21 protein-coding genes are annotated in these 19117 nt (G+C 61.5%); 3 read left to right on the top strand and 18 right to left on the bottom strand.

Annotation, left to right across the window (positions count from 1 at the left end; genetic code table 11):
* The first annotated feature begins 144 nt into the window (after positions 1 to 144).
* Positions 145 to 429, top strand: coding sequence for a hypothetical protein (locus tag BLU26_RS18565; RefSeq protein ID WP_157719321.1), 285 nt, complete (start codon positions 145 to 147; stop codon positions 427 to 429).
* On the opposite strand, the gene lnt is transcribed toward BLU26_RS18565, so the two are convergent.
* From lnt to miaB, 5 genes are all read right to left on the bottom strand, one after another.
* Positions 367 to 1902 carry an apolipoprotein N-acyltransferase gene (gene lnt, locus BLU26_RS07075; RefSeq protein ID WP_092285185.1) on the bottom strand — a complete coding sequence of 512 codons (1536 nt, stop codon included), beginning with the start codon at positions 1900 to 1902 and terminating at the stop codon, positions 367 to 369. The two genes, BLU26_RS18565 and lnt, sit on opposite strands and share 63 nt — an antisense overlap.
* Positions 1903 to 1920: 18 nt before the next feature.
* Complete coding sequence (locus BLU26_RS07070; RefSeq protein ID WP_092285183.1) at positions 1921 to 2760, bottom strand: HlyC/CorC family transporter; 840 nt, start codon at positions 2758 to 2760, stop codon at positions 1921 to 1923.
* Between the two features lie 6 nt (positions 2761 to 2766).
* A complete protein-coding gene (ybeY, locus tag BLU26_RS07065) occupies positions 2767 to 3225 on the bottom strand; it encodes an rRNA maturation RNase YbeY (RefSeq protein ID WP_092285181.1) in 459 nt (152 codons plus the stop codon).
* Positions 3215 to 4258: a PhoH family protein gene (locus BLU26_RS07060; RefSeq protein WP_092285179.1), complete on the bottom strand. Its 1044-nt coding sequence runs from the start codon at positions 4256 to 4258 to the stop codon at positions 3215 to 3217. The genes ybeY and BLU26_RS07060 overlap by 11 nt, the downstream gene beginning before the upstream one ends.
* A 145-nt stretch (positions 4259 to 4403) precedes the next feature.
* Positions 4404 to 5744, bottom strand: coding sequence for a tRNA (N6-isopentenyl adenosine(37)-C2)-methylthiotransferase MiaB (miaB, locus tag BLU26_RS07055; RefSeq protein ID WP_092285177.1), 1341 nt, complete (start codon positions 5742 to 5744; stop codon positions 4404 to 4406).
* A 151-nt stretch (positions 5745 to 5895) separates the two neighbouring features.
* Here miaB and BLU26_RS07050 point away from each other — a divergent pair, with 151 nt between their 5' ends.
* The gene (locus BLU26_RS07050) at positions 5896 to 6231 is read left to right on the top strand and encodes a DUF1820 family protein (RefSeq protein ID WP_092285175.1); all 336 of its coding nucleotides are present in this window, start codon (positions 5896 to 5898) and stop codon (positions 6229 to 6231) included.
* Positions 6232 to 6978: 747 nt separating this feature from the next.
* Here BLU26_RS07050 and BLU26_RS07045 read toward each other — a convergent pair.
* From BLU26_RS07045 to BLU26_RS07025, 6 genes are all read right to left on the bottom strand, one after another.
* The gene (locus BLU26_RS07045; protein ID WP_092285173.1) at positions 6979 to 7581 is read right to left on the bottom strand and encodes a tetratricopeptide repeat protein; all 603 of its coding nucleotides are present in this window, start codon (positions 7579 to 7581) and stop codon (positions 6979 to 6981) included.
* Positions 7582 to 7588: 7 nt separating this feature from the next.
* Positions 7589 to 8248: a hypothetical protein gene (locus BLU26_RS07040; protein WP_092285171.1), complete on the bottom strand. Its 660-nt coding sequence runs from the start codon at positions 8246 to 8248 to the stop codon at positions 7589 to 7591.
* Positions 8245 to 9537: a glutamate-1-semialdehyde 2,1-aminomutase gene (hemL, locus tag BLU26_RS07035; protein WP_092285169.1), complete on the bottom strand. Its 1293-nt coding sequence runs from the start codon at positions 9535 to 9537 to the stop codon at positions 8245 to 8247. Before hemL ends, BLU26_RS07040 begins: the two co-directional genes overlap by 4 nt.
* A gap of 11 nt (positions 9538 to 9548) precedes the next feature.
* A complete protein-coding gene (gene thiE / locus BLU26_RS07030) occupies positions 9549 to 10178 on the bottom strand; it encodes a thiamine phosphate synthase (RefSeq protein ID WP_231702020.1) in 630 nt (209 codons plus the stop codon).
* Entirely contained in the window at positions 10175 to 10975 is an 801-nt protein-coding gene (locus BLU26_RS18760; protein ID WP_231702019.1) for a hydroxymethylpyrimidine/phosphomethylpyrimidine kinase, read from the bottom strand. The genes thiE and BLU26_RS18760 overlap by 4 nt, the downstream gene beginning before the upstream one ends.
* Positions 10976 to 11100: 125 nt before the next feature.
* On the bottom strand, positions 11101 to 12369 hold the full coding sequence (locus BLU26_RS07025) for a DUF1835 domain-containing protein (RefSeq protein WP_092285165.1): 1269 nt from the start codon (positions 12367 to 12369) through the stop codon (positions 11101 to 11103).
* Between the two features lie 251 nt (positions 12370 to 12620).
* Between BLU26_RS07025 and BLU26_RS07020 the strand changes: the two genes are divergently transcribed.
* Positions 12621 to 13043, top strand: a complete 423-nt coding sequence (locus BLU26_RS07020; protein WP_092285163.1) for an Mpo1 family 2-hydroxy fatty acid dioxygenase — start codon at positions 12621 to 12623, stop codon at positions 13041 to 13043.
* A 76-nt stretch (positions 13044 to 13119) separates the two neighbouring features.
* Here BLU26_RS07020 and BLU26_RS07015 read toward each other — a convergent pair whose 3' ends face one another.
* The 7 genes from BLU26_RS07015 to BLU26_RS06985 all read right to left on the bottom strand — a co-directional run bounded on the left by BLU26_RS07015 (position 13120) and on the right by BLU26_RS06985 (position 18977).
* Positions 13120 to 14598 carry a class I adenylate-forming enzyme family protein gene (locus BLU26_RS07015; protein WP_092285161.1) on the bottom strand — a complete coding sequence of 493 codons (1479 nt, stop codon included), beginning with the start codon at positions 14596 to 14598 and terminating at the stop codon, positions 13120 to 13122.
* 105 nt (positions 14599 to 14703) lie between these two features.
* Positions 14704 to 15321, bottom strand: coding sequence for a pseudouridine synthase (locus tag BLU26_RS07010; protein ID WP_092285159.1), 618 nt, complete (start codon positions 15319 to 15321; stop codon positions 14704 to 14706).
* A 21-nt stretch (positions 15322 to 15342) separates the two neighbouring features.
* Entirely contained in the window at positions 15343 to 15783 is a 441-nt protein-coding gene (locus BLU26_RS07005) for a PaaI family thioesterase (RefSeq protein WP_092288395.1), read from the bottom strand.
* Between the two features lie 15 nt (positions 15784 to 15798).
* Positions 15799 to 17448, bottom strand: coding sequence for an acyl-CoA dehydrogenase family protein (locus BLU26_RS07000; RefSeq protein ID WP_092285157.1), 1650 nt, complete (start codon positions 17446 to 17448; stop codon positions 15799 to 15801).
* Entirely contained in the window at positions 17445 to 18086 is a 642-nt protein-coding gene (locus BLU26_RS06995; RefSeq protein ID WP_092285155.1) for a TetR/AcrR family transcriptional regulator, read from the bottom strand. Before BLU26_RS06995 ends, BLU26_RS07000 begins: the two co-directional genes overlap by 4 nt.
* Positions 18087 to 18203: 117 nt before the next feature.
* A complete protein-coding gene (locus BLU26_RS06990; protein ID WP_092285153.1) occupies positions 18204 to 18401 on the bottom strand; it encodes a DUF2788 domain-containing protein in 198 nt (65 codons plus the stop codon).
* 87 nt (positions 18402 to 18488) lie between these two features.
* Positions 18489 to 18977, bottom strand: coding sequence for an Lrp/AsnC family transcriptional regulator (locus BLU26_RS06985; RefSeq protein WP_092285151.1), 489 nt, complete (start codon positions 18975 to 18977; stop codon positions 18489 to 18491).
* Between the last annotated feature and the right edge of the window lie 140 nt (positions 18978 to 19117).

The raw sequence follows: 19117 nt of genomic DNA, 5'->3' as shown, positions 1-19117 counted from the left end.
CACCAGGCCGGCCACAGGTAGTCATATGCCATTCGTCGCCGGGTGCCTTGTACGTGCTGCAGCGGGTCTATCCTCAGAGTGAGACACCGGGCTGCGCGACCCTGGGAGGGAGCCGAACCGACAATCACCCGATGGAGGTACTGCATGAGCTGGAGAACGCCGGAGACATTGCTCCATCGACAGAAAGACTCGTCCTACGGGCGAATTCTGCGACACCTTGATCAGGCGTTGGACATGGCACACACCCGGCAATGGCTCACCGGTTACCAGGCAGGCGGGGTGGCAGAGCTGGAACTGCAGGGCTTGAGCAAGGAGGACCTGGCGGTACTCTGGCAGATCCTCGAAACCCTGGACAGCCGTTGCCCGTTACCTGGCGTTTTGCCGCCGCCGGCACAAGCCGGCCATCAGCAGCACCGAGACCACCACTAACCCCAAGGGCACGCTGCGCCAGCGCAGGTAGGGCGTCAGTCCTGTCATGGGTTGTACCTCACCGAGCAAGACTTCCTGCTGAAATTGTGGAATACGTGTGCGTATCTCGCCGTGCTGGTCTATCAGCGCGGTAACGCCGTTGTTGGTCGCCCTAATCATCCAGCGCTGCGCCTCTATTGCACGCATCTGCGCCATCTGTAGGTGTTGCAGCGGGCCTATGGAGCTGCCGAACCAGCTGTCGTTGCTGATGGTGATTAGCAGGTCGCTCTGGGCAGCTTGTTTGGCGGCAAAGTCGGGGTAAACCGCTTCGTAGCAGATCAGCGGCGCGAGTCGATAGCCAGCCGCCAGCAGCGGTTGCTGATCAGCCGGCCCGCGGCTGAAGCTGGACATCGGTAAGTTGAAAAAATCGATCAGCCCGCGCAGCAGCTCTTCCAGCGGCACGTACTCGCCAAAGGGCACCAGCTTCTGCTTCAGGTATTCGCTTTGCGGCTCGCTACCGCCCACCATGATGCCGTTATAGATACGCAGGCCGTTGGGGTCCATCTCATCAACCGGTATGCCGGTGATCAGGGTGCTGCCGCGCTCTGCCAGATTGGCAGCAATGCCGTCGACAAAGTACTGCCCCTGGCTCTGTAACACCGGCACGGCGGTTTCCGGCCAGACCACCAGGTCGGTGGCGAGTTGGGCGTAGGTCAGGTCGCGGTAGAGCGAGAGCGTGTGGGTGATGTAATCCGGGTCCCACTTGCGTGATTGCTCGATGTTGGCTTGCACCAGGTTGACGCTGAGCGGCTGGCCCTTGGTGGTCGTCCAGACGACCTGTTGCAGGCCGTAACCACCGAGCCAGAGCGCGCCCACCGCCAGCAGCGCGAGGCCGCACTGGAGCGGCTGGCGCACCAGCCGCCACTCGCTCAGCAGGCAGGCCATAAACACCGAAATCCCGCCCAGCAGCCAGACACCGCCAAGGGGCGCATAGCCATTCAACCAGGTATGAGTGTGTGCGTAGCCGTGATAAAGCCAAGGGAAGCCGGTAAGGAACCAGCTGCGGAACACTTCCTGTGCTACCCAGACGGCGGCAAAGCCAAGGCTGCCCAGCCAGGGGCTGTTGCTGCGGAAAAACCGGGCCCAGGCCCAGGCCCAGAGCGCGATGAACAGTGACAGCCCCAGCTCGAGGCCGCCGGTCAAAAAACCGGCCAGCAGCGGTGAGGCATTGCCGTGCAGGTGGATGCTGATGTAGATCCAGGACACGCCGGAAGCAAACAGGCCAAGCCCCCAGGCGCCACCGCGAACGGCCGCCTGTTTGCTGCTCACCTGCTTCAGACCCTGATACAACAGGGCAATGGATACTAGCCCCAGTGGCCAGAGGTTGTAGGGTGCGAACGACAGGGTGCTGAGTGCGCCGGCCACCAGCGCGAGCAGATGGCCAACCAGGCCGGGGCCACGCAGGCGGGCCAGCAGAGCAGTAGGCAGAGACATGCCGTTCCTTAGAGACGCTTAAGTATTGACCAGGGTAACCCGCAGCAGGTGCACGCGGCGGCTGTCGGCGTTCAGCACGCGCACGCGGAAGCCATCCAGTTCGACCACCTCGTTGCGTTTGGGCAGGTGGCCAAAGGCGTTCATTACCAGGCCGCCAACAGTGTCGAACTCTTCATCGGGGAATTCGGTTTCGAAGTGCTCGTTGAACTCCTCGATCGGTGTCAGCCCCTTGACCAGATAATCGCCACTGGGCAGCGGCTTGATCTGGCTGTCCTCGTCGACGTCGTGCTCGTCTTCGATGTCGCCGACGATCTGCTCAAGTACATCTTCAATGGTTACCAGGCCGGAGACTCCACCGTACTCATCAATCACTACCGCCATGTGATTGCGTGTGGCTCGGAACTCCTTGAGCAGCACATTCAGGCGCTTGGACTCCGGTACAAAGGTGGCCGGGCGCAGAATGTCCTTGATGTTGAAGCGCTCCATGTTGTCTTCGAGCAACAGGGGCAGCAGATCCTTGGCCAGCAGTACGCCAAGCACGTCGTCGATGCCGTCGCCGATGACCGGAAAGCGTGAATGCGCGGCCTCAATCACTTCGGGTAGAAACTCGCGCGGCGACTGACTGGCTTTGATGGTAGTCATCTGTGAGCGCGGGACCATGATGTCCCGCACCTGCATGTCGCTGACCTGCAGGGCGCCTTCGATGATCGACAGGGCCTCGATATCCAGGACTTCGTTGGCGTGCGCCTCGCGCAGCAGTTCCAGCAGTTCCTGGCGGTTCTTGGGTTCATGGACAAAAGCCTGGACCAGTTTGTCCAGCCAGGACTTATGCCCATTGGTCGATCGATCTTCGCTCATTGATCCTTACTCATCATCATCTAGATAGGGGTCGGCAATGCCCAGTTGCGCAAGCAAGTCGCGTTCCAGGGCTTCCATTTCGTCTGCTTCGGCGTCATCAATATGGTCATAGCCGAGTAAATGCAAGCAGCCGTGTATGACCATATGTGCCCAGTGGGCGTTCAGCGGCTTGCCCTGTTCCTGGGCCTCGCGCGCCACCACGGGTACGCACACCACCAGATCACCCAGCAGTGGCAGGTCAAGTTCAGGGGGGAGGTCGGCCGGAAAGGAAAGTACGTTGGTCGCGTAATCCTTGCCGCGCCAGGTGTGATTGAGATCACGGCCCTCATCAACGTCTACCAGTCGTATGGTCAGTTCGCGGTCGGTGCCGGAGCCCAATGCCAGCCCGACCCAGCGTAAAAAGCTGTCGTCGTCAGGCTGGTCCGGCGCATCCGAGGCGCGCTGGATGTCGAGCTCAATGCTCATCGCTATCCTGCTGCTGCCGGCGCTGCTCAAGCTTGCGCTCTTCGCGCTCGGCTTCCTGCAGTTGCTCAAACAGGTCATAGGCTTCTACGATGCGCTGCACCAGCGGATGGCGCACCACGTCCTTGGACAGGAAGTGGGTGAAGCCGATGCCGGGCACATCCTTGAGCACCTGGATCACGTGGCCGAGGCCAGACTTGGTGCCACGCGGCAGATCGACCTGGGTAATGTCGCCGGTGATCACCGCGGTCGAGCCAAAACCGATGCGCGTGAGGAACATTTTCATCTGTTCCAGCGTGGTGTTCTGGCTTTCATCCAAAATGATGAAGCTGTTGTTCAGGGTGCGGCCGCGCATGTAGGCCAGTGGCGCGACTTCGATCACCTGGCGCTCGATCAGCTTGGTCACCTGTTCAAAACCGAGCATCTCGTAGAGTGCGTCGTACAGGGGGCGCAAATAGGGGTCGATCTTCTGTGCCAGGTCACCAGGCAGGAAGCCCAGTTTTTCGCCCGCCTCGACCGCCGGGCGCACCAGCAGAATGCGGCTGATCTGCTCGCGCTCCAGCGCATCTACTGCGCAGGCCACGGCCAGATAGGTTTTGCCAGTGCCGGCCGGGCCAATACCGAAGTTGATGTCGTGTTCCTGAATCGAGCGCACATAGCTTTGCTGGTTCGGCCCGCGTGGCTGAATGGTCATGCGCCGCGTGCGCAGAATCACCGGGCGATTGTCGCCGGTCTGATTCAGGGTTTCGCTCAGGCTTTCGAGGCCGGATTCCTGCAGGAACAGGTGTACGGTATCGGGACTCAAGTCCTTGCTGTCGCGGGTTTCGCGGTACAGCTGACGCAGCACGGCTTCAGCGGAGCGGGTGATGGCCTCTTCGCCAATCAGCTCGAAATGGTTGCCGCGGTTGCGCACTTCGATTCCGAGGCGTTGCTCGATCAGGTGGAGATTTTCGTCGAACTGGCCGCAGAGAGCGGCAAAGCGTCGAGAGTCGACGGGTTCGATGCTGAAACGATGAATATGTAGAGGTGCGTTCAAAATAGTCCGTTAGGTCGCCAGATGGCATGGATGAAACGACAGAATAGCGCGCAAATATGGCTCTGCAAAGCAATGCCATTTTCCGCTGGTCGCAAGGCGGACAGCGGGAATTGGCAGTGCGCGGGATGGGGCAGGGCGCATGGCGTTAATGCAGCGTTTCGCTGATAAGCGTGCCGCGCAGCGAATGTGGCAGTGCTTCGTCGATCAGTACGTCGACAAACTGGCCAATCAGCTGCGGGTTGTTGCTGCGGAAGTTGACGATGCGATTGTGCTCGGTGCGGCCCTGCAGCATGCCTGGGTCCTTCTTCGAGTAATCGGTCACCAGAATACGCTGGGTGGTACCGGCCATGCGGCGGCTGTTCTCGAAGCCCTGCTGGTTCAACCGGTTCTGCAGAATCTGCAAACGCTGCTTCTTGACCTCGTCGGGCGTGTCGTCGGGCAGGTCCGAGGCGGGCGTGCCGGGGCGCGCGCTGTAGATAAAGGAGTAGGAGAAGTCGAAACCCACATCCTCCACCAGTTTCATGGTCTGCTCGAAATCGCGGTCGGTCTCACCGGGAAAACCGATGATGAAATCGGAGCTGAGGATAATGCCGGGTACGGCTGCCTTCAGCTTGCGCACGCGTGACTTGTATTCCAGCGCGGTGTGATTGCGCTTCATACCCGCCAGTACGCGGTCGGAGCCCGACTGCACCGGCAGGTGCAGGTACTTCACCAACTCCGGCACCTCGGCGTGGGCCTGAATCAGACTGTCGGAGAACTCCAGCGGATGCGATGTGGTGTAGCGAATGCGATCGATGCCGTCCACGGCGGCGACCACGCGGATCAGGTCGGCCAGATCGGCGACGCTGCCGTCGTGGGTCACGCCGCGGTAGCCATTCACGTTCTGACCCAACAGCGTCACTTCACGCACGCCATTTTCAGCCAGGTGGATCACTTCGGCCAACACGTCATCAAAGGGTCGGCTGACCTCTTCACCACGGGTGTAGGGCACCACGCAGAAACTGCAGTATTTACTGCAGCCTTCCATCACCGACACAAAGGCGGTGGGGCCATCCACGCGGGGTTCGGGCAGGCGGTCGAACTTCTCGATTTCCGGAAAGCTGACATCCACCTGCGGCTTGTGCGTGGTGCGCGCCGCGTCGATCGTCTCGGGCAGGCGGTGCAGGGTCTGCGGGCCGAAGACCACATCCACGTAGGATGCACGGCTGCGGATCGCATCACCTTCCTGGCTGGCCACGCAGCCGCCCACGCCAATGATCAGATCGGGGTTTTTCTCTTTCAGCGGCCGCCAGCGGCCCAGCTGGGAAAATACCTTTTCCTGGGCCTTTTCCCGGATCGAGCAGGTGTTGAGCAGAATCACGTCTGCTTCGTCTGCATTGTCGGTCAGCTCCATTGCCTGGTGCTCACCGAGCAGGTCGGCCATGCGTGAACTGTCGTACTCGTTCATCTGGCAACCGTGGGTCTGGATAAAGAGTTTCTTGGCCATGGGATCTTTGCTGGGCATCGCTTGAGAAAAGGGGCGATTATACACACAAGCAGGGGCCTTTGTTATGTCCCGCGCTGTGCTATGATGCGCGCCCGCCGAACGGCAGCCGCCGCGGCGTTCACGCGTTTTTCAAGGTGTTGGTCATCCCGCTATGAGTAAAGAAAGTCAGCCGGTTTTCCGGGTTATCTTCAACAACCAGGGACAGGTGTTCGAACTCTACGCACAGCAGATTTTCCAGAGCGAGCTGTGGGGCTTTATGGAAATCGAGGAGCTGATCTTCGGTGAGCGCTCCCAACTGGTGGTCGATCCGGGCGAAGAAAAACTGAAAAATCAGTTTGATGGCGTCAAGCGCAGCTTTATTCCGGTGCACTCGATCATTCGGATTGATGAGGTTGAGCGGGTGGGCACGGCGAAGATCAGTGAGGCCAAGGGGGATGGCGGCAGTAATGTGATGCATTTTCCGATGCCGCCGCGGTCGGATAGTTGATCAGGCTGGGCGCTACTGCCTGATGTGGTTCTTGTGGGGCGTGTGGCTCGCAAACCGCAAATTGGTCTGCTTCTCGCTCTGCTGATTGGCTCGTTGTTTTATCTCTTTACAAGGCTTGGATCGGCATCCGAGTTCAGTTGTTTCTTTGCGCGGTTTCAATCTTGCCTTTCGCCTTTTCCGGCGAGTCACTTTTCTTTGCTTGGCCAAAGAAAAGTAACCAAATGAAAGGCCACCCCACCAAGCTGGCCTTCGGCTTCCCTGCGTTACTCGGTGTTGAGCGCGCCTGCGGAACTCGGCGCTACGCGAGCTCCGCACCTCAGACAGTCCTCGGCTCAATCGCTCAACCCCCTGCGTTACTCGGCAGCTCGGAACGGGGAATCCCTGGTCGACCACGGCGTGGTTTTCAGGTTTGGGGTGTGTGGTCCAACTTTGGACTAAAAAACCCGCCGCTGCATGGCCTAAAAAGTCCCATCTGAGTGGGCGAGTAGCGCAGAGCTGCCGGGAATAAGCCCGAGGACTGTTTGAGGAGCGCAGCGACGAGTTCCGCAGGGCCCCGGCAGATCGAGCAACGCAGCGAACCCGAAGGGCCGCGCAGCTGGGTGCCCGAGGGGGTTGTTAGGGGGAGATGGGCAAGCATCTCCCCCTGACTCGCCTAGAGGCGAAAAGCGGTAATGAACCGAGTATCTAAGTTCAAACAACTAACGACATTGCGTTACGGGTTATTCGGTCAAAGGGGTAATCGAGTGACTACTCCAACAGCTTCTCAATCTCCTGCGCATTCGAATCAGGCTGCAACTCAGGCTCCTCCATCTTCAGCGTTCCATTCAACTGCTCTTCCCGAATCTGCGCCAGATAATCGCGAAACAAGGTTCCCAGCACGTGGGTGGCGGCGTTCATTTCCTGCTGGTTCATCTGCAATGCCACCAGGTCAGCGCTGTCCATCGCGGCGTCATGACCATTGATGGAGGCCATTTTCAGGATGATGTAGGCCTGCGCCAAGTTGCGCTGCACGCCTTCACCCTGAAAGTGCATCATACCCAGACGATACTGCGCGCGGGGTTCGCCTTGAATGGAAGCTTGTTCAAGCCATTGCAGCGCCATGCTGTAGTCCTGCGTCACCCGCTCGCCGCTGTAGTACAGCTGGCCCAGCTCGTACTGGGCTTTCATGTCGCCACTTTCGGCGGCGCTGACGCAGGTGTCGATCGCCAGTTGCAGGCTTTCTTCGTCCACGCGCTCGAAGGCACAGCGATCTTCGGCACTGATCAGCAGGGTGTTGTCAGTCTCAGCAAACGTCTGGGTTGCGGGTAGCAGCAGACTGAGCAGAATAAGCCGTGGCAGCTGGCGGAGCATGGCGTGGTCAGGTCCTCTCGGTGGCAGGCGCCGAAGGGGCGTCGCTGGATCTATTGTGCGCCTGTTCGCTGAGCAGGCCAACTGTCAGGCCCGCACCGAGTAAGGCGGGGAACAGCCAGAGCACCAGCGCCGAGCTGTCGAGCAGGCCGGCCAGTGCCGGCGCGCCGGCACTGAACAGCGGCGCCAGGGCTCCCAGGCAGCAGGCGGCGCCGGTCAGCATGGGCCGCAGGTCGCGGCGCAGAATCAGCATGCAGCTCAATATCAACAGCAGTAGGCCCACTAGGCTGATACTCCACTGGTAGCCATGCTGCAGCTGCATGCGCCGGGTCAGTTCAAACGCGGCCATCAAGCCAAGCAAGATGCGTCCCCAGTTGCCGGGCTGCCAACGCAGGCCAAAGGCCAGGTACAGCGCGGCCAGGCCAAGCAGTGGCAGGCTGATACTTTGCGCCGCAAGGCCGAAGATCCGTTGGGTGTGGGTAACAACATCGCCGAGTTCCAAGCTTTGCAGCGCCAGCAGCAGGCTGCTGATGGCCGGCAGCAGCAGGGCCAGCAGCGTGGCAGTGAGGGCGCCGCGCGCGTTTTCGCTCAAACCGCTGCGTCTTTGCCAGAGCCAGTACCCCAATGCGAGCAGGCTGGCACAGAGCAACCCGTAGGCAAGGCTGATCATAGGGCGGCAAAGGCCTTTTCGGCCGCATCCAGGGTCAGCTGCAGCTCGGCATCGCCGTGCGCAATCGAGGTAAAACCGGCTTCGAAGGCACTGGGGGCGAGATAGACACCGCCGTCCAGCATCAGGTGGAAGAAGCGTTTGAAGCGCTCGGCGTCGCTGGCCATAACGTCGTCGAAGGTGACGATGTCGTCAGCGCCGGAGAAGTACAAACCGAACATGCCGCCAGCTTGCGTAGTGACGAAGGGTACGCCAGCGGCGTCGGCGCGTTGCTGCAGACCGGCCAGCAGGCGGCTGGTGTAATCGGTCAGCTCGGCGTGAAAGCCCTCGCGGCTGATCAATTTCAGAGTGGTCAGGCCGGCGGCCATGGCCAGCGGATTACCCGACAGCGTGCCCGCCTGGTATACCGGCCCGAGCGGGGCGATCTGCTCCATTACTGCACGCTTGCCGCCGAAGCAGCCGACCGGCATGCCGCCGCCGATAATCTTGCCGAAGGTGGTGAGGTCGGGCTTTACGCCATACAGCGCCTGGGCGCCGCCGAGGGCGACGCGGAAGCCGGTCATCACCTCATCAAAGATCAGCACCACGCCATGTTCGTCGCAGGCCTCGCGCAGACCCTGCAGGAAACCCGGTGCGGGTGGCACGCAGTTCATGTTGCCGGCTACCGGCTCGACGATGATGCAGGCAACCTCCTGGCCGACCTTGGCCAGCGTCTCGCGCACCGCCTGAATGTCGTTGAACGGCAGGGTCAGGGTGTGTTTGGCGAAGGCGGCGGGTACGCCGGCGGAGTTCGGTACGCCTTGGGTAAGCGCGCCGGAGCCGGCCTTGACCAGCAGGCTGTCGGAGTGGCCGTGGTAACAGCCCTCGAACTTGATAATGCTGTCACGGCCGGTATAGCCGCGCGCCAGGCGGATGGCGCTCATGGTGGCCTCGGTGCCGGAGCTGACCATGCGGACCATGTCCATCGACGGCACCAGTTGGCAGACCAGATCGGCCATCTCGGTTTCCATGGCCGTCGGCGCCCCGTAGGAAAGGCCGTGTTGCAGCTGGTTGCGTACCGCGTCCAGCACATCGGGGTGGCTGTGGCCGAGGATCATCGGGCCCCAGGAGCCGACATAATCCACGTAGCGCTTGTCGTCTTCATCGGTCACGTAGGCGCCTTCGGCGTGCTTGAAGAACAGCGGCGTGCCGCCCACGCTCTTGAACGCACGCACCGGCGAGTTGACGCCACCGGGGATGTGTTTCTGGGCGCTGGCAAACAGGGATTCGGAACGGGTTTCGGTACGGGACATGACGAAGTCTCTCAACAGGCGTTAATAAGTTGACTGAAGGTGCAGGCGCGAAGTTGCACAGTTTCAGCATCCGGGGCGCCGAACAGACCGTTGATCACGGCCAGATAATCGGCGCCGGCGCCGAGCAATTGCGGCGCGTTGTGCAGGGTAATTCCGCCAATGGCAATGATCGGCAGGCTGAAGCGTTGACGCGCCTGCTGCAGCAGAACCGGTGTGGCTGCGGGTGCACCGGGTTTGGTTACCGACTGGAAGAAGCGACCAAAGGCAATGTAGCTGGCACCCTCGCTGACGGCTTGCGCAGCGAGTTCCAGGCTGGCGTGGCAGGTGGCGCCGATCAGCGCCTGCGAACCGAGTTGCTGGCGTGCTTCGCGTAGCGAGCCGTCTTCCTGGCCCAGGTGCAAACCGACGCCGAGGCGGCTGGCCAGTGACAGGTCGTCGTTGATGATCAGCTGGCAGTCATGGCTTTTGCACAGCTGCGCCAGTTGGCTGGCCTCATCCAGACGGCGGCTGGCGTCGCCACTTTTGTCGCGGTATTGCAGCCAGCGCGCACCGCCGCGCAGTGCGGCCGTCACGTAGGGCAGCAGCTTGCCATCGGCCAGCAGCGTGCTGTCGGTAATGGCGTATAGGCCGCGCTGGCTCACGAGCAGAAATCCAGTGGCAGGCGGCGTGGCACGTATTGGCCATGACCTGGCTGCTCGGCGTCGCGCAGCGTGCGCCAGGTGTAGTCGAGCGCGGAACGCACCGCGCTGACCAGTTCTTCGCCCAGCGCCAGGCGGCCGCTCAGTGCGCTGGCCAGGGTGCAGCCGGAGCCGTGGTAGCTGCCGGGCAGGCGCGCACAGGTGAAGTCGTGCTGGCTGCCGTCCTTGCAGTACAGGCGGTTGTGAATATCGGCCTCGTCGCCGTGGCCGCCGGTAATCAGCAGGTTCTGGCAGTAGGGCAGCAGTTTGGCGGCGCATTCGTCCGCGCTACCTTCTGGCAATTCGGCGAGGATGCGCGCTTCCGGCAGGTTGGGCGTGGCGATCAGCGCCAGCGGCAGCAGGCGTTCGCGCAGGGCAAAGCCGACATCTTCCTTGCCCAATGAGCCGCCGCCGCCGGCGCGCAGCACCGGGTCACAGACCAGCGGCAGCGCAGGGTTGGCCTGCATCAGCTCGATTACGGTGTCGACCATTTCGACACTGCCGAGCATACCGAGTTTGACTGCCGATACCGGCATGTCGCCGAGTACAGCGTTGGCCTGGGCCAGCACCCAGTCGCGGTCCAGCACGCGGAAGTCGGTCACATCGACGGTGTTCTGCACGGTCAGCGCGGTGACCGCCGGGGCGGCATGGCAGCCCTGGGCCATTAGCGCTTCGATATCCGCCTGCAAGCCGGCGCCGCCACTCGGATCATGGCCGGAGAGGCAGAGAACGACAGGCTTGAAGGGGTTGGGTTGTGGCATGGATATAGATTCCGGCTTTTGGCTGTGCGATGGGCGGGGCGTTGGCGCGGGAGGCGGCGCAAGCCCTGCGAAATAAGTGCGCTAGCTTAACATCTCGCGCCGCCGACGGGCAGCGGCGCGGTGTTTCAGGCGCTATGGTAGTGCAGCTGTTGCCGCTCGGCATCATAGCGCCAGTGCGCTGCTCCCGGAATGAGTTGCACACCGCCGACCCAGTAGGGCGTCCCGCGCGCGGCAAAGCCATCGGCCTTGGCGGCCAGCACGGCTTCGCCCTGCGCCGTCAGTCGTATCAGACGTTGCGGCCACGCGGGCGCCGGGTCGTCTATTTGCAGTAGCGGTGTCGCGCCGCTTAGTAGCGGCTGCAGTAGCCACCAGAACATCAGGTCGCCGAGGTAGGGCAGGGGTTCTTGGTGCAGCATGAGTTCACGAAAAACCTGACCTGCGGTCAGCGGGCCCTGTTGTTGCAAGATCTGCAAGCTCAGGTATTCGGTCAATCCCAGACCGTGCTGCTCATCGGGTAGTTGCTGCAGGTGACGGTGTAGCGCCTTGCCGAGCATTGGCAGCGCTGGCGTGCCGTTTTTGATCAATTGCAACAAGGCTTCCGGGCTTTGCTCGGTCAGCGCCTGCCAGGCTTGGGAGCCTAGCTCGAGCAATGCTTCGCTGACCGGCTGGCGGCGGGGCCACAGCCAACTGAGCACGTCGGGAGCGAGCTGGCCTATGCCGATAAAGCGCTGCACGCCGGGAATCTGGTCTACCGCTATCAGTTCGATCTGCGCGCTGGGGCGCAGCTGCTGCAAACGCTGTAACAGGTAGGCGAGAATCAGTTGGTCGTAACTGTCGTGCTCAAACCAGAGCACAAAGCGCTGGTAGTCATCCAGCTGTTGCAGGCGGCGGTAGCTTTGCTGCTGACGGGCGAGCGCATCGGCCAGGGTCAGGTCGAAGGTTTCGGCAAGAAATACGGCGCGCTGGCGCAGCAGCGTTTCGGGTTCGCTGGCGCTGAGCGGGCCGATGCAAAAAGGATCTGAAAATTCGAGAAAGTCGCCGCTGAAACCAGCGGTTTTCAAGTTGTGTTGAATGTCGCTTCCGCAGCGAATGTGCAGGGTGCGCAGGTCCTGGTCGCCGTCACGCAACATGCGGCGGCCGGCGTGCTCCAGGCTGTCGATATGGCTCTTCAGTCGCGGCCAGCTGGCAAAGCCGGCCTCGCGGGCAATGACCAACTGCGCGTCGGCCAGACGCAATGCCTGGCTGCGCGCAGGCAAATGCAGGCTGACGCGTTGCAGCGCGCTCGGGTTGCCGGCGTTGAGTGCCTTGAGTAGTTCCTTGGCGCGCTTGCGCTGCTGCTCAAGATTCAATCGGCCGTGGCTGACCGGGCTTCTGGATGTTTTGGATGTGGACATACGATCCCCTTATCGGGCCTGTGTCCGCCTGGCAGGCTGGGTGTCGTATGGACAAGATCGAAGGTGGGTACAGCGGGCGCAGCCCTTTCCGCGAACGGGGACGCCAGTCGGCGTGAGTCAGAGCATCGCCGCTGGGCCGCAGGTTGTCAATGACACTGGGTATGGCGCCTTGCGACACTGGTTACGGTGAGCGCTTTGTCTACACTGTGAGACAGTAAAAACACCACATCAGACCTACAACAAGGTGGTTTATGAAAGCGATTGACCAATGGTTCGACGAGTATGGTGAAAGCCATCGCAATCCGATGAACAAACTGCTGCACTGGATTTGCGTGCCGCTGATTACCTTCAGCGTGCTGGGAATTCTCTGGGCGATACACCCCTGGGTGTCGATGCTCGCCGTGGCGGCGGCATTGGCGTTCTACGTCACACTCTCGTGGCGCATCGCTGCGGTGATGCTGGTGCTGTCGTTACTCATGCTGCTGATCCTCAGCCTGATGACCTATGTGTTCTGGCCCTGCGTAGCCATTTTTGTGCTGGCTTGGGTGGGCCAGTTCATCGGCCACCATCTTGAGGGCAAGAAACCGTCGTTCTTCAAAGACCTGCAATTTTTGCTGATCGGCCCCATCTGGCTGCTGGGTTTTCTGTTTCGCCTGTTTGGGCTGCGCTACTGACGTTGGCCTGCAGCCTGTCCTGCGGCACAGGCCGTGCACCAAGTAGAAAGGGGTCTCTGCCGAGGCCCCTTTTTTGTTAAAGCTGGTGCTTCATCACCTTGCCGTTGGCGTTGCGCGGCAGGGCGCTGTGCTGGCTGAACAGGCGCGGAATCTTGTAGTCGGCCAGTAGCGGTTGCAGGTAGGTGCGCAGGATTTGGGCGCAGTCGTCCAGTGGCTCGCGCAGCACCACGCAGGCTTTGACGGTTTCACCCCACTCGGCGTGCGGCACACCGATTACCGCTACCTCGGCGATGGCAGGGTGCTGCTCCAGCGCTGATTCGATTTCGCGCGGGTAGATATTCACGCCGCCGCTGATGATCAGCTCCTTCTTGCGTGCCAGGACCCAGTAATAGCCGTCGGCATCGCGCCGGGCAACGTCTCCGGAGTCCAGCCAGCCGTCGGCGTGCAGGCATTCGGCGGTCGCCTCGGGCTTGTTCCAGTAGCCCAGCATGGTCGCGGCGGTGCGAATCTGGATTTGTCCGGTGCCTTCGCCGGCGATGGGGTGGCCGGCATCGTCGATCAGCCGCAGTTCGGTGTGCAGCGCGCCGCGGCAGCCGATGGAGCCGGCTTTGATTTTGTGCTCGGCGGGTTTCATCAGGCTGCCACTGGGGCCGGCTTCGGTCAGCCCATACACACAGAACAACTGCTCGGTGCCCATACGCTGGCGGATCAATTCGACCTGTTCAGCCGATAAGGGGCCGCCACCGTAGACCCAGCAGGTCATGGAGCTGAGATCGCGCTGGGCAATATCCGGTTGCTGCGCGGTGAGCAGATAGGCGACGGGGGCGCCGAAGAAGTGCGTGGTGCGCTCGCGCTCCACCGTGTCGAGCAGCAGGGTCGGGGTGAATTCCGGCAAGACGATATGCGCTGCGCCAACGTAGGTGCCGCCAAGCAAGAATACGTGCAAGGGCGCGGAATGGGTTAGCGGCATCATGTGCAGCAGGCGGCTGTCCGGGCGCACGTCCATTTCTACCGCAGTGGTGTTGGCAACGGTGAGCAGATTGATATGGTTGAACAATACGCCCTTGGGCTTGCCGGTGGTGCCCGAGGTGTACAGCAGCGTACAGGGCGCGCTGGGTTCGATGGCTTCCAGCGTGTGTTTGCGCGTCCAGTGGGGCAGCAGCTTGGTCAGGTCGTCCAGGTTCAGGCCGGGGCGGCTTTCGCTCAGCAGCGGAGCCAGGGTCAGGTATTGCTCGGCACAGCCAAGTACCAGGCTGGCGCCGCAGTCTCGCAATATGTAGTCGAGCTCGGCCGGCGCCAGACGCGCGTTGATGGGCACCACCACAGCGCCCAGATTGAGCACGGCAAAGTAACCCAGCACCCAGGCATAGCCGTTGGGCATGAAAAGAGCGACGCGGTCCTGCGGACTAATACCATATGCGGTGCGCAGGTGTGCGGCGAGCAGCAGGCTCTGCTCATGCAGGCTGGCCCAGTCGAGACGACACTCTGGGGTGATGAGGGCCTCCTGGTCGGGAAATTTGCGCGCATTGAGCGCCAGTAGATCGGGGATGTTCATGCTGCTGTCCTGTTCTTGTTGTTGGGAATCAGTGCTACGGAATCGAGAAGATCTGAATCTTGGTTCATTTTTTGTCCACGCCAGTGCAGATTCCGTGGCACGCTGCTAAATAGGTTGGTTACGCCATTGGCCAGGGCCCAGGTCACCGAGCTGCCAGTCGCCAATACGCACGCGCACCAGACGCAGGGTGGGCAGGCCGACGGCGGCGGTCATACGGCGTACCTGGCGGTTGCGGCCTTCGCGGATGGTGATCGCCAGCCAACTGGTGGGCACGCTCTTGCGAAAGCGCACCGGCGGATTGCGCGGCCAGAGGTCGGGCTCGGTTATCTGCTCTACCTCCGCCGGACGGGTGGGGCCGTCGTTCAGCTGCGGGCCGGCGCGCAGCTGGTCGAGCTGTTCGGCACTGGGTTCGCCCTCTACCTGAACCCAGTAGGTCTTGGCCAGCTTGTGCTTGGGGTCGGTGATGCGCGCCTGTAACCGACCATCGTTGGTCAGCAGCAAGAGACCTTCACTGTCACGATCCAGTCGACCGGCAGGGTAGACGCCGCTTAGTGTGATGAAGTCCTTGAGGGTGGCGCGACCCTGGCCATCGGTAAACTGGGTAAGTACGTCGAACGGCTTGTTCAGCGCAATCAGTTGTGGATTGGCGGGCGGCGCAGCGGCCTGCCGGCGCGGTTTGCCGGCGGGGCCAGGGCGTTGGGCTGAGCGTAGGCGTTGTTTCATAGGCGGCTATCCAGCGGCGGTTCAGCGCGGCAGTGTAGCGGCAACGGGCAGCACCGCAAGGGTTACCGTCGCTTTGCTGAACAGCCGCTTTTCGCCATTTTTCAACGCAAAAACCTCCGACTCCGCTACGCAAATCTGTTTGCCTGATTTCAATACCTCGGCACGGCACAGCAGGGTTTCACACAGCGCAGGGCGCAACAGATTGAGCTTGAACTCGACGCTGAGGACGCTAAATCCTTCAGCCAGGGTCGTTGCCGCCGCCGCGCCGGCACAGTGATCCGCCAGGGTGGTCTGTACGCCGGCGTGTACAAAGCCGCCCTGTTGAAAATGCCGGGGCAGAATACTCAGCTCGGCTTCTACCCAGCCCGCACCGCAGGCCGTGGGGCGTATGCCCAGGTCAGCGATGAAGTTGGCGCGGCTGAATCCGGCCTCCACCCGCGCCTCTATGGTGCTCTGTTCGATTGTCACGCGTATTCCTCAGAGTGCGGCAGGCGTCGAGCGCGCCACCAGTGCTTCGACATCCAGGCCCTTGGGCAGTGTGCCATAGGCCTGGCCGTGCTGGCCCAGACGGCTGGCGATGAAGGCGTCCGACACGCTGCTGTTGCCGGCTTCCAGCAACAGTTTGGCTTGCAGCGCCACGGCGACGTCTTCGGTCAGTTGGCGGGCGCGGTATTGGATGTCGTCGGTATCGCGGAATTGCTGCTTCAGCTGGTCGATCCGCTGACCTAGCAAAGCTGAGCCATGACCGTCGCCCAGTTCGGCAAACAGGGCATCGAGCACGCCCGGCTCCTTGGACAGCGCGCGCAGCACATCCAGGCACTGCACGTTGCCGGAGCCTTCCCAGATCGAGTTGACCGGCGCTTCGCGGTACAGGCGCGGCAGGATAGTTTCTTCCACGTAGCCGGCACCGCCCAGGCATTCCTGCGCTTCGTTGATCATCCCCGGCGCGCGCTTGCAGATCCAGTATTTGCCGATGGCGGTGACCAGCCTGGCGAACTTGTCTTCCTGCTCATCATGCTGGTTGTCCAGCGCCTTGCCCATGCGCATGGTCAGCGCCAGCGCCGCTTCGCTTTCCAGCGCCAGGTCAGCCAGTACGTTCTGCATCAGCGGCTGCTCGTTGAGCACGCGGGTGCCGACCTTGCGGTGCGCGCAGTGATGCGCTGCCTGGGTCAAGGCCTGACGCATCAGGGAGCTGGAGCCAATCATGCAATCGAAACGGGTGAGGGAGACCATCTCGATGATGGTCGGTACGCCACGGCCTTCGGCCCCGACCATCCAGGCCAGCGCGCCGCGGAACTCGACTTCGCTGGAGGCGTTGGCCCAGTTGCCCAGTTTGTTCTTCAGGCGCTGAACGTAAAACTGATTGCGTGAGCCGTCCGGGCGATGGCGCGGCAGCAGGAAGCAACTCAGCCCCTTGTCGGTCTGCGCCAGGGTCAGGAAGGCATCGCACATCGGGGCCGAGCAGAACCACTTGTGGCCGACCAGTTCATAGGCCTGGCCAGGGCCCCCCGTGCCCACGGGGTAGGCGCGGGTGGTGTTAGCGCGCACGTCGGTGCCGCCCTGTTTCTCGGTCATCGCCATACCGATGGTGGCGCCGGTTTTCTGCTCGATCGGCAGGTTGCGCGGGTCGTATTGGCGCGAGAGGATTTTGGGTAGCCAATGTTCGGCCAGGTCGGGCTGCAGGCGCAGGGCGGGCACGCAGGCGTAGGTCATGGTCATTGGGCAACTGGTGCCGGCCTCGGCCTGGTTATGCAAATACATGGTCGCCGCACGTGCCACCTGCGCACCGGGCCGCGGGTCGGTCCAGGGCGCGCTGGTGATGCCCGCGCCAATTCCGGCGGCCATCAGTTCATGGTAGGCCGGGTGAAACTCGATCAGGTCAATGCGATGCCCATAGCGATCATGGCTGTGGAATACCGGTTTGTTCTCATTGGCCAGAAAGCCGGCCTCCATCAGGCTGCTGCCGGTGAGTTGGCCGTATGCGTTCAGCGCCGCATCTGCCCAGTCACCCTGGTAACGCTTGACCCATTCCTGCAGCGGCAGGTCATCGCGGTACAGATTGATACCGCTGAGCGGCGGGACCTGATTGGATACCTCATGGGTTTCGGCGAACTGGTGCAGGTTCATGGCGTTGGCTCCTTGGCGCCCAGGGCGCGCAGACAGAAACGGGTGATGGTGCGGGTAACCGCCTCCAGGCTTTCGCTGGGGAGGCCGCTTTCCCGGTCGGCGCGAGCCTGCGGCGAGAGCGGGCCGACCAGTGATTCGGCAATGGCGCCAACCAGGCAGGCTGAGGTGAGCGGGATGTTTTCCACGACAAAACTGCCATCGGCCACGCCATCGGCCAACAGCTCGCCGTAAATGGTGGCGTAAGCCTGACGATAGAACAGGCGCTGGGTTTCAACCTCTTCTTCAGCGGGTTCGGCGATCAGCGCGTAGGCCAGTTGGCGGCTGTGCCAAGCCCGCGCGGCGAACTGCGTGAGGCCGTTGCGCAGGCGGTCAGAGGCTTTACCCGGTGCCTGAAATTGTTCCTTGAGGGTGTTCAGTTCGATGCGCGTGGCTTTGACAAACACATCGGCGGCCAGCGCACCCTTGCCCGGAAAGTGCCGGTACAGGCTGCCAGTGGCGACCCCGGCGGCACCGGCAAGGCCGCTCATGGTCAGGGCCGTGAAACCCTGTTCGGCAACCTGTTGCAGGGCGCAATCGAGAATGTGTTCACGCAGTACCTGGTCACGTTCGATGCGGGTGGCGGTGGTGCGGTAAGCCATGATCTGAATCCGTATTCATTGTTTGAATGCAGTGAATCATGATTCAGACTTTGATGCAGGCGGGATATTGGTCAGATTTGGCGGCTTTTTGGCCGCGGCTGTACTGGCAGGTGGCGCTCAGCTGATGATGCCGATCACCACTTCCTTGATAACAAAGGCCATCACACCCAGACCCAGTACACCAAAGAGTACAAACGTGCCGTAGCGTCCAGCCTTGGATTGCTTGGCCAGATCCCAGACGATGAAACCCATGAAGGCCACAAGGCCAAAGATCATTAGCGGCATGGCGAGAGCTTCAAACTGGTCGTAGGTCATGGGCGGGCTCCAGACGATGAAAAAGGGGCGCCAGTATAACGGCTCTGCAGCGTGCTTGCGCCAGTGGCAGGCGTCAGCACGCTTATTTCAGTTCAGGCCCAGGTGCTTGAGCGGCAGCTCGGTGCTGGCCAGTACCTGGCTCAGTACAAAGCTGGAGCGCACACTGGAGACGCCTTCGATACGCGTCAGCGTGCCCAGCAGCAGCTGCTGATAGTGCTCCATATCAGGCACCACCACGCGCAGGTGATAGTCGGCGTCCATGCCAGTGACCAGACAACAGTCGAGTACCTCGGGGCATTCGCGGATTACCGCTTCAAATCCGGCAAAGCGTTCCGGGGTGTGGCGGTCCATGCCGATCATCACGAAGGCGGTAAGCTTGAGCCCAAGCATGCCGGGGTCAAGCAGTGCAACCTGACGCTTTATCAGCCCGCTGTCTTCCAGTGCCTTGACGCGGCGTGAGCAGGGCGAGGGCGACAAGCCAATGCGTTCTGCCAGCTCCTGATTACTGATGCGTGCATCGTGCTGCAGGGCAGCGAGAATCTTCAGGTCGTAGCGATCCAGGTTGAGAGAATTCATCGGTTTTTACCTTATTGCGCATGTTTTGTGATTTTTAGATAAAAATTGCTGATTTGGCAATATTTTATGCAATATAAGGTAAGTTATTTCGCTCCGGTCGGCCTACTATAGTCAACAGTTTCAGCCAGAACCGGTCGTCC

It is taken from the genome of Halopseudomonas sabulinigri, assembly GCF_900105255.1.
In the GTDB taxonomy this organism is placed as follows: domain Bacteria; phylum Pseudomonadota; class Gammaproteobacteria; order Pseudomonadales; family Pseudomonadaceae; genus Halopseudomonas; species Halopseudomonas sabulinigri.
The sequence above is the reverse complement of the archived record's forward strand: the minus strand, read 5'-3'. Positions and strand labels throughout refer to the sequence as shown.

Bases quoted from the DNA above. Each gene is read 5' to 3' on its own strand.
- BLU26_RS18565 (WP_157719321.1), top strand. From the start codon at position 145: ATGAGCTGGAGAACGCCGGAGACATTGCTCCATCGACAGAAAGACTCG.
- lnt (WP_092285185.1), bottom strand. From the start codon at position 1,902: ATGTCTCTGCCTACTGCTCTGCTGGCCCGCCTGCGTGGCCCCGGCCTG.
- BLU26_RS07070 (WP_092285183.1), bottom strand. From the start codon at position 2,760: ATGAGCGAAGATCGATCGACCAATGGGCATAAGTCCTGGCTGGACAAA.
- ybeY (WP_092285181.1), bottom strand. From the start codon at position 3,225: ATGAGCATTGAGCTCGACATCCAGCGCGCCTCGGATGCGCCGGACCAG.
- miaB (WP_092285177.1), bottom strand. From the start codon at position 5,744: ATGGCCAAGAAACTCTTTATCCAGACCCACGGTTGCCAGATGAACGAG.
- BLU26_RS07050 (WP_092285175.1), top strand. From the start codon at position 5,896: ATGAGTAAAGAAAGTCAGCCGGTTTTCCGGGTTATCTTCAACAACCAG.
- BLU26_RS07045 (WP_092285173.1), bottom strand. From the start codon at position 7,581: ATGCTCCGCCAGCTGCCACGGCTTATTCTGCTCAGTCTGCTGCTACCC.
- BLU26_RS07040 (WP_092285171.1), bottom strand. From the start codon at position 8,248: ATGATCAGCCTTGCCTACGGGTTGCTCTGTGCCAGCCTGCTCGCATTG.
- hemL (WP_092285169.1), bottom strand. From the start codon at position 9,537: ATGTCCCGTACCGAAACCCGTTCCGAATCCCTGTTTGCCAGCGCCCAG.
- BLU26_RS18760 (WP_231702019.1), bottom strand. From the start codon at position 10,975: ATGCCACAACCCAACCCCTTCAAGCCTGTCGTTCTCTGCCTCTCCGGC.
- BLU26_RS07025 (WP_092285165.1), bottom strand. From the start codon at position 12,369: ATGTCCACATCCAAAACATCCAGAAGCCCGGTCAGCCACGGCCGATTG.
- BLU26_RS07020 (WP_092285163.1), top strand. From the start codon at position 12,621: ATGAAAGCGATTGACCAATGGTTCGACGAGTATGGTGAAAGCCATCGC.
- BLU26_RS07015 (WP_092285161.1), bottom strand. From the start codon at position 14,598: ATGAACATCCCCGATCTACTGGCGCTCAATGCGCGCAAATTTCCCGAC.
- BLU26_RS07010 (WP_092285159.1), bottom strand. From the start codon at position 15,321: ATGAAACAACGCCTACGCTCAGCCCAACGCCCTGGCCCCGCCGGCAAA.
- BLU26_RS07000 (WP_092285157.1), bottom strand. From the start codon at position 17,448: ATGAACCTGCACCAGTTCGCCGAAACCCATGAGGTATCCAATCAGGTC.
- BLU26_RS06995 (WP_092285155.1), bottom strand. From the start codon at position 18,086: ATGGCTTACCGCACCACCGCCACCCGCATCGAACGTGACCAGGTACTG.
- BLU26_RS06990 (WP_092285153.1), bottom strand. From the start codon at position 18,401: ATGACCTACGACCAGTTTGAAGCTCTCGCCATGCCGCTAATGATCTTT.
- BLU26_RS06985 (WP_092285151.1), bottom strand. From the start codon at position 18,977: ATGAATTCTCTCAACCTGGATCGCTACGACCTGAAGATTCTCGCTGCC.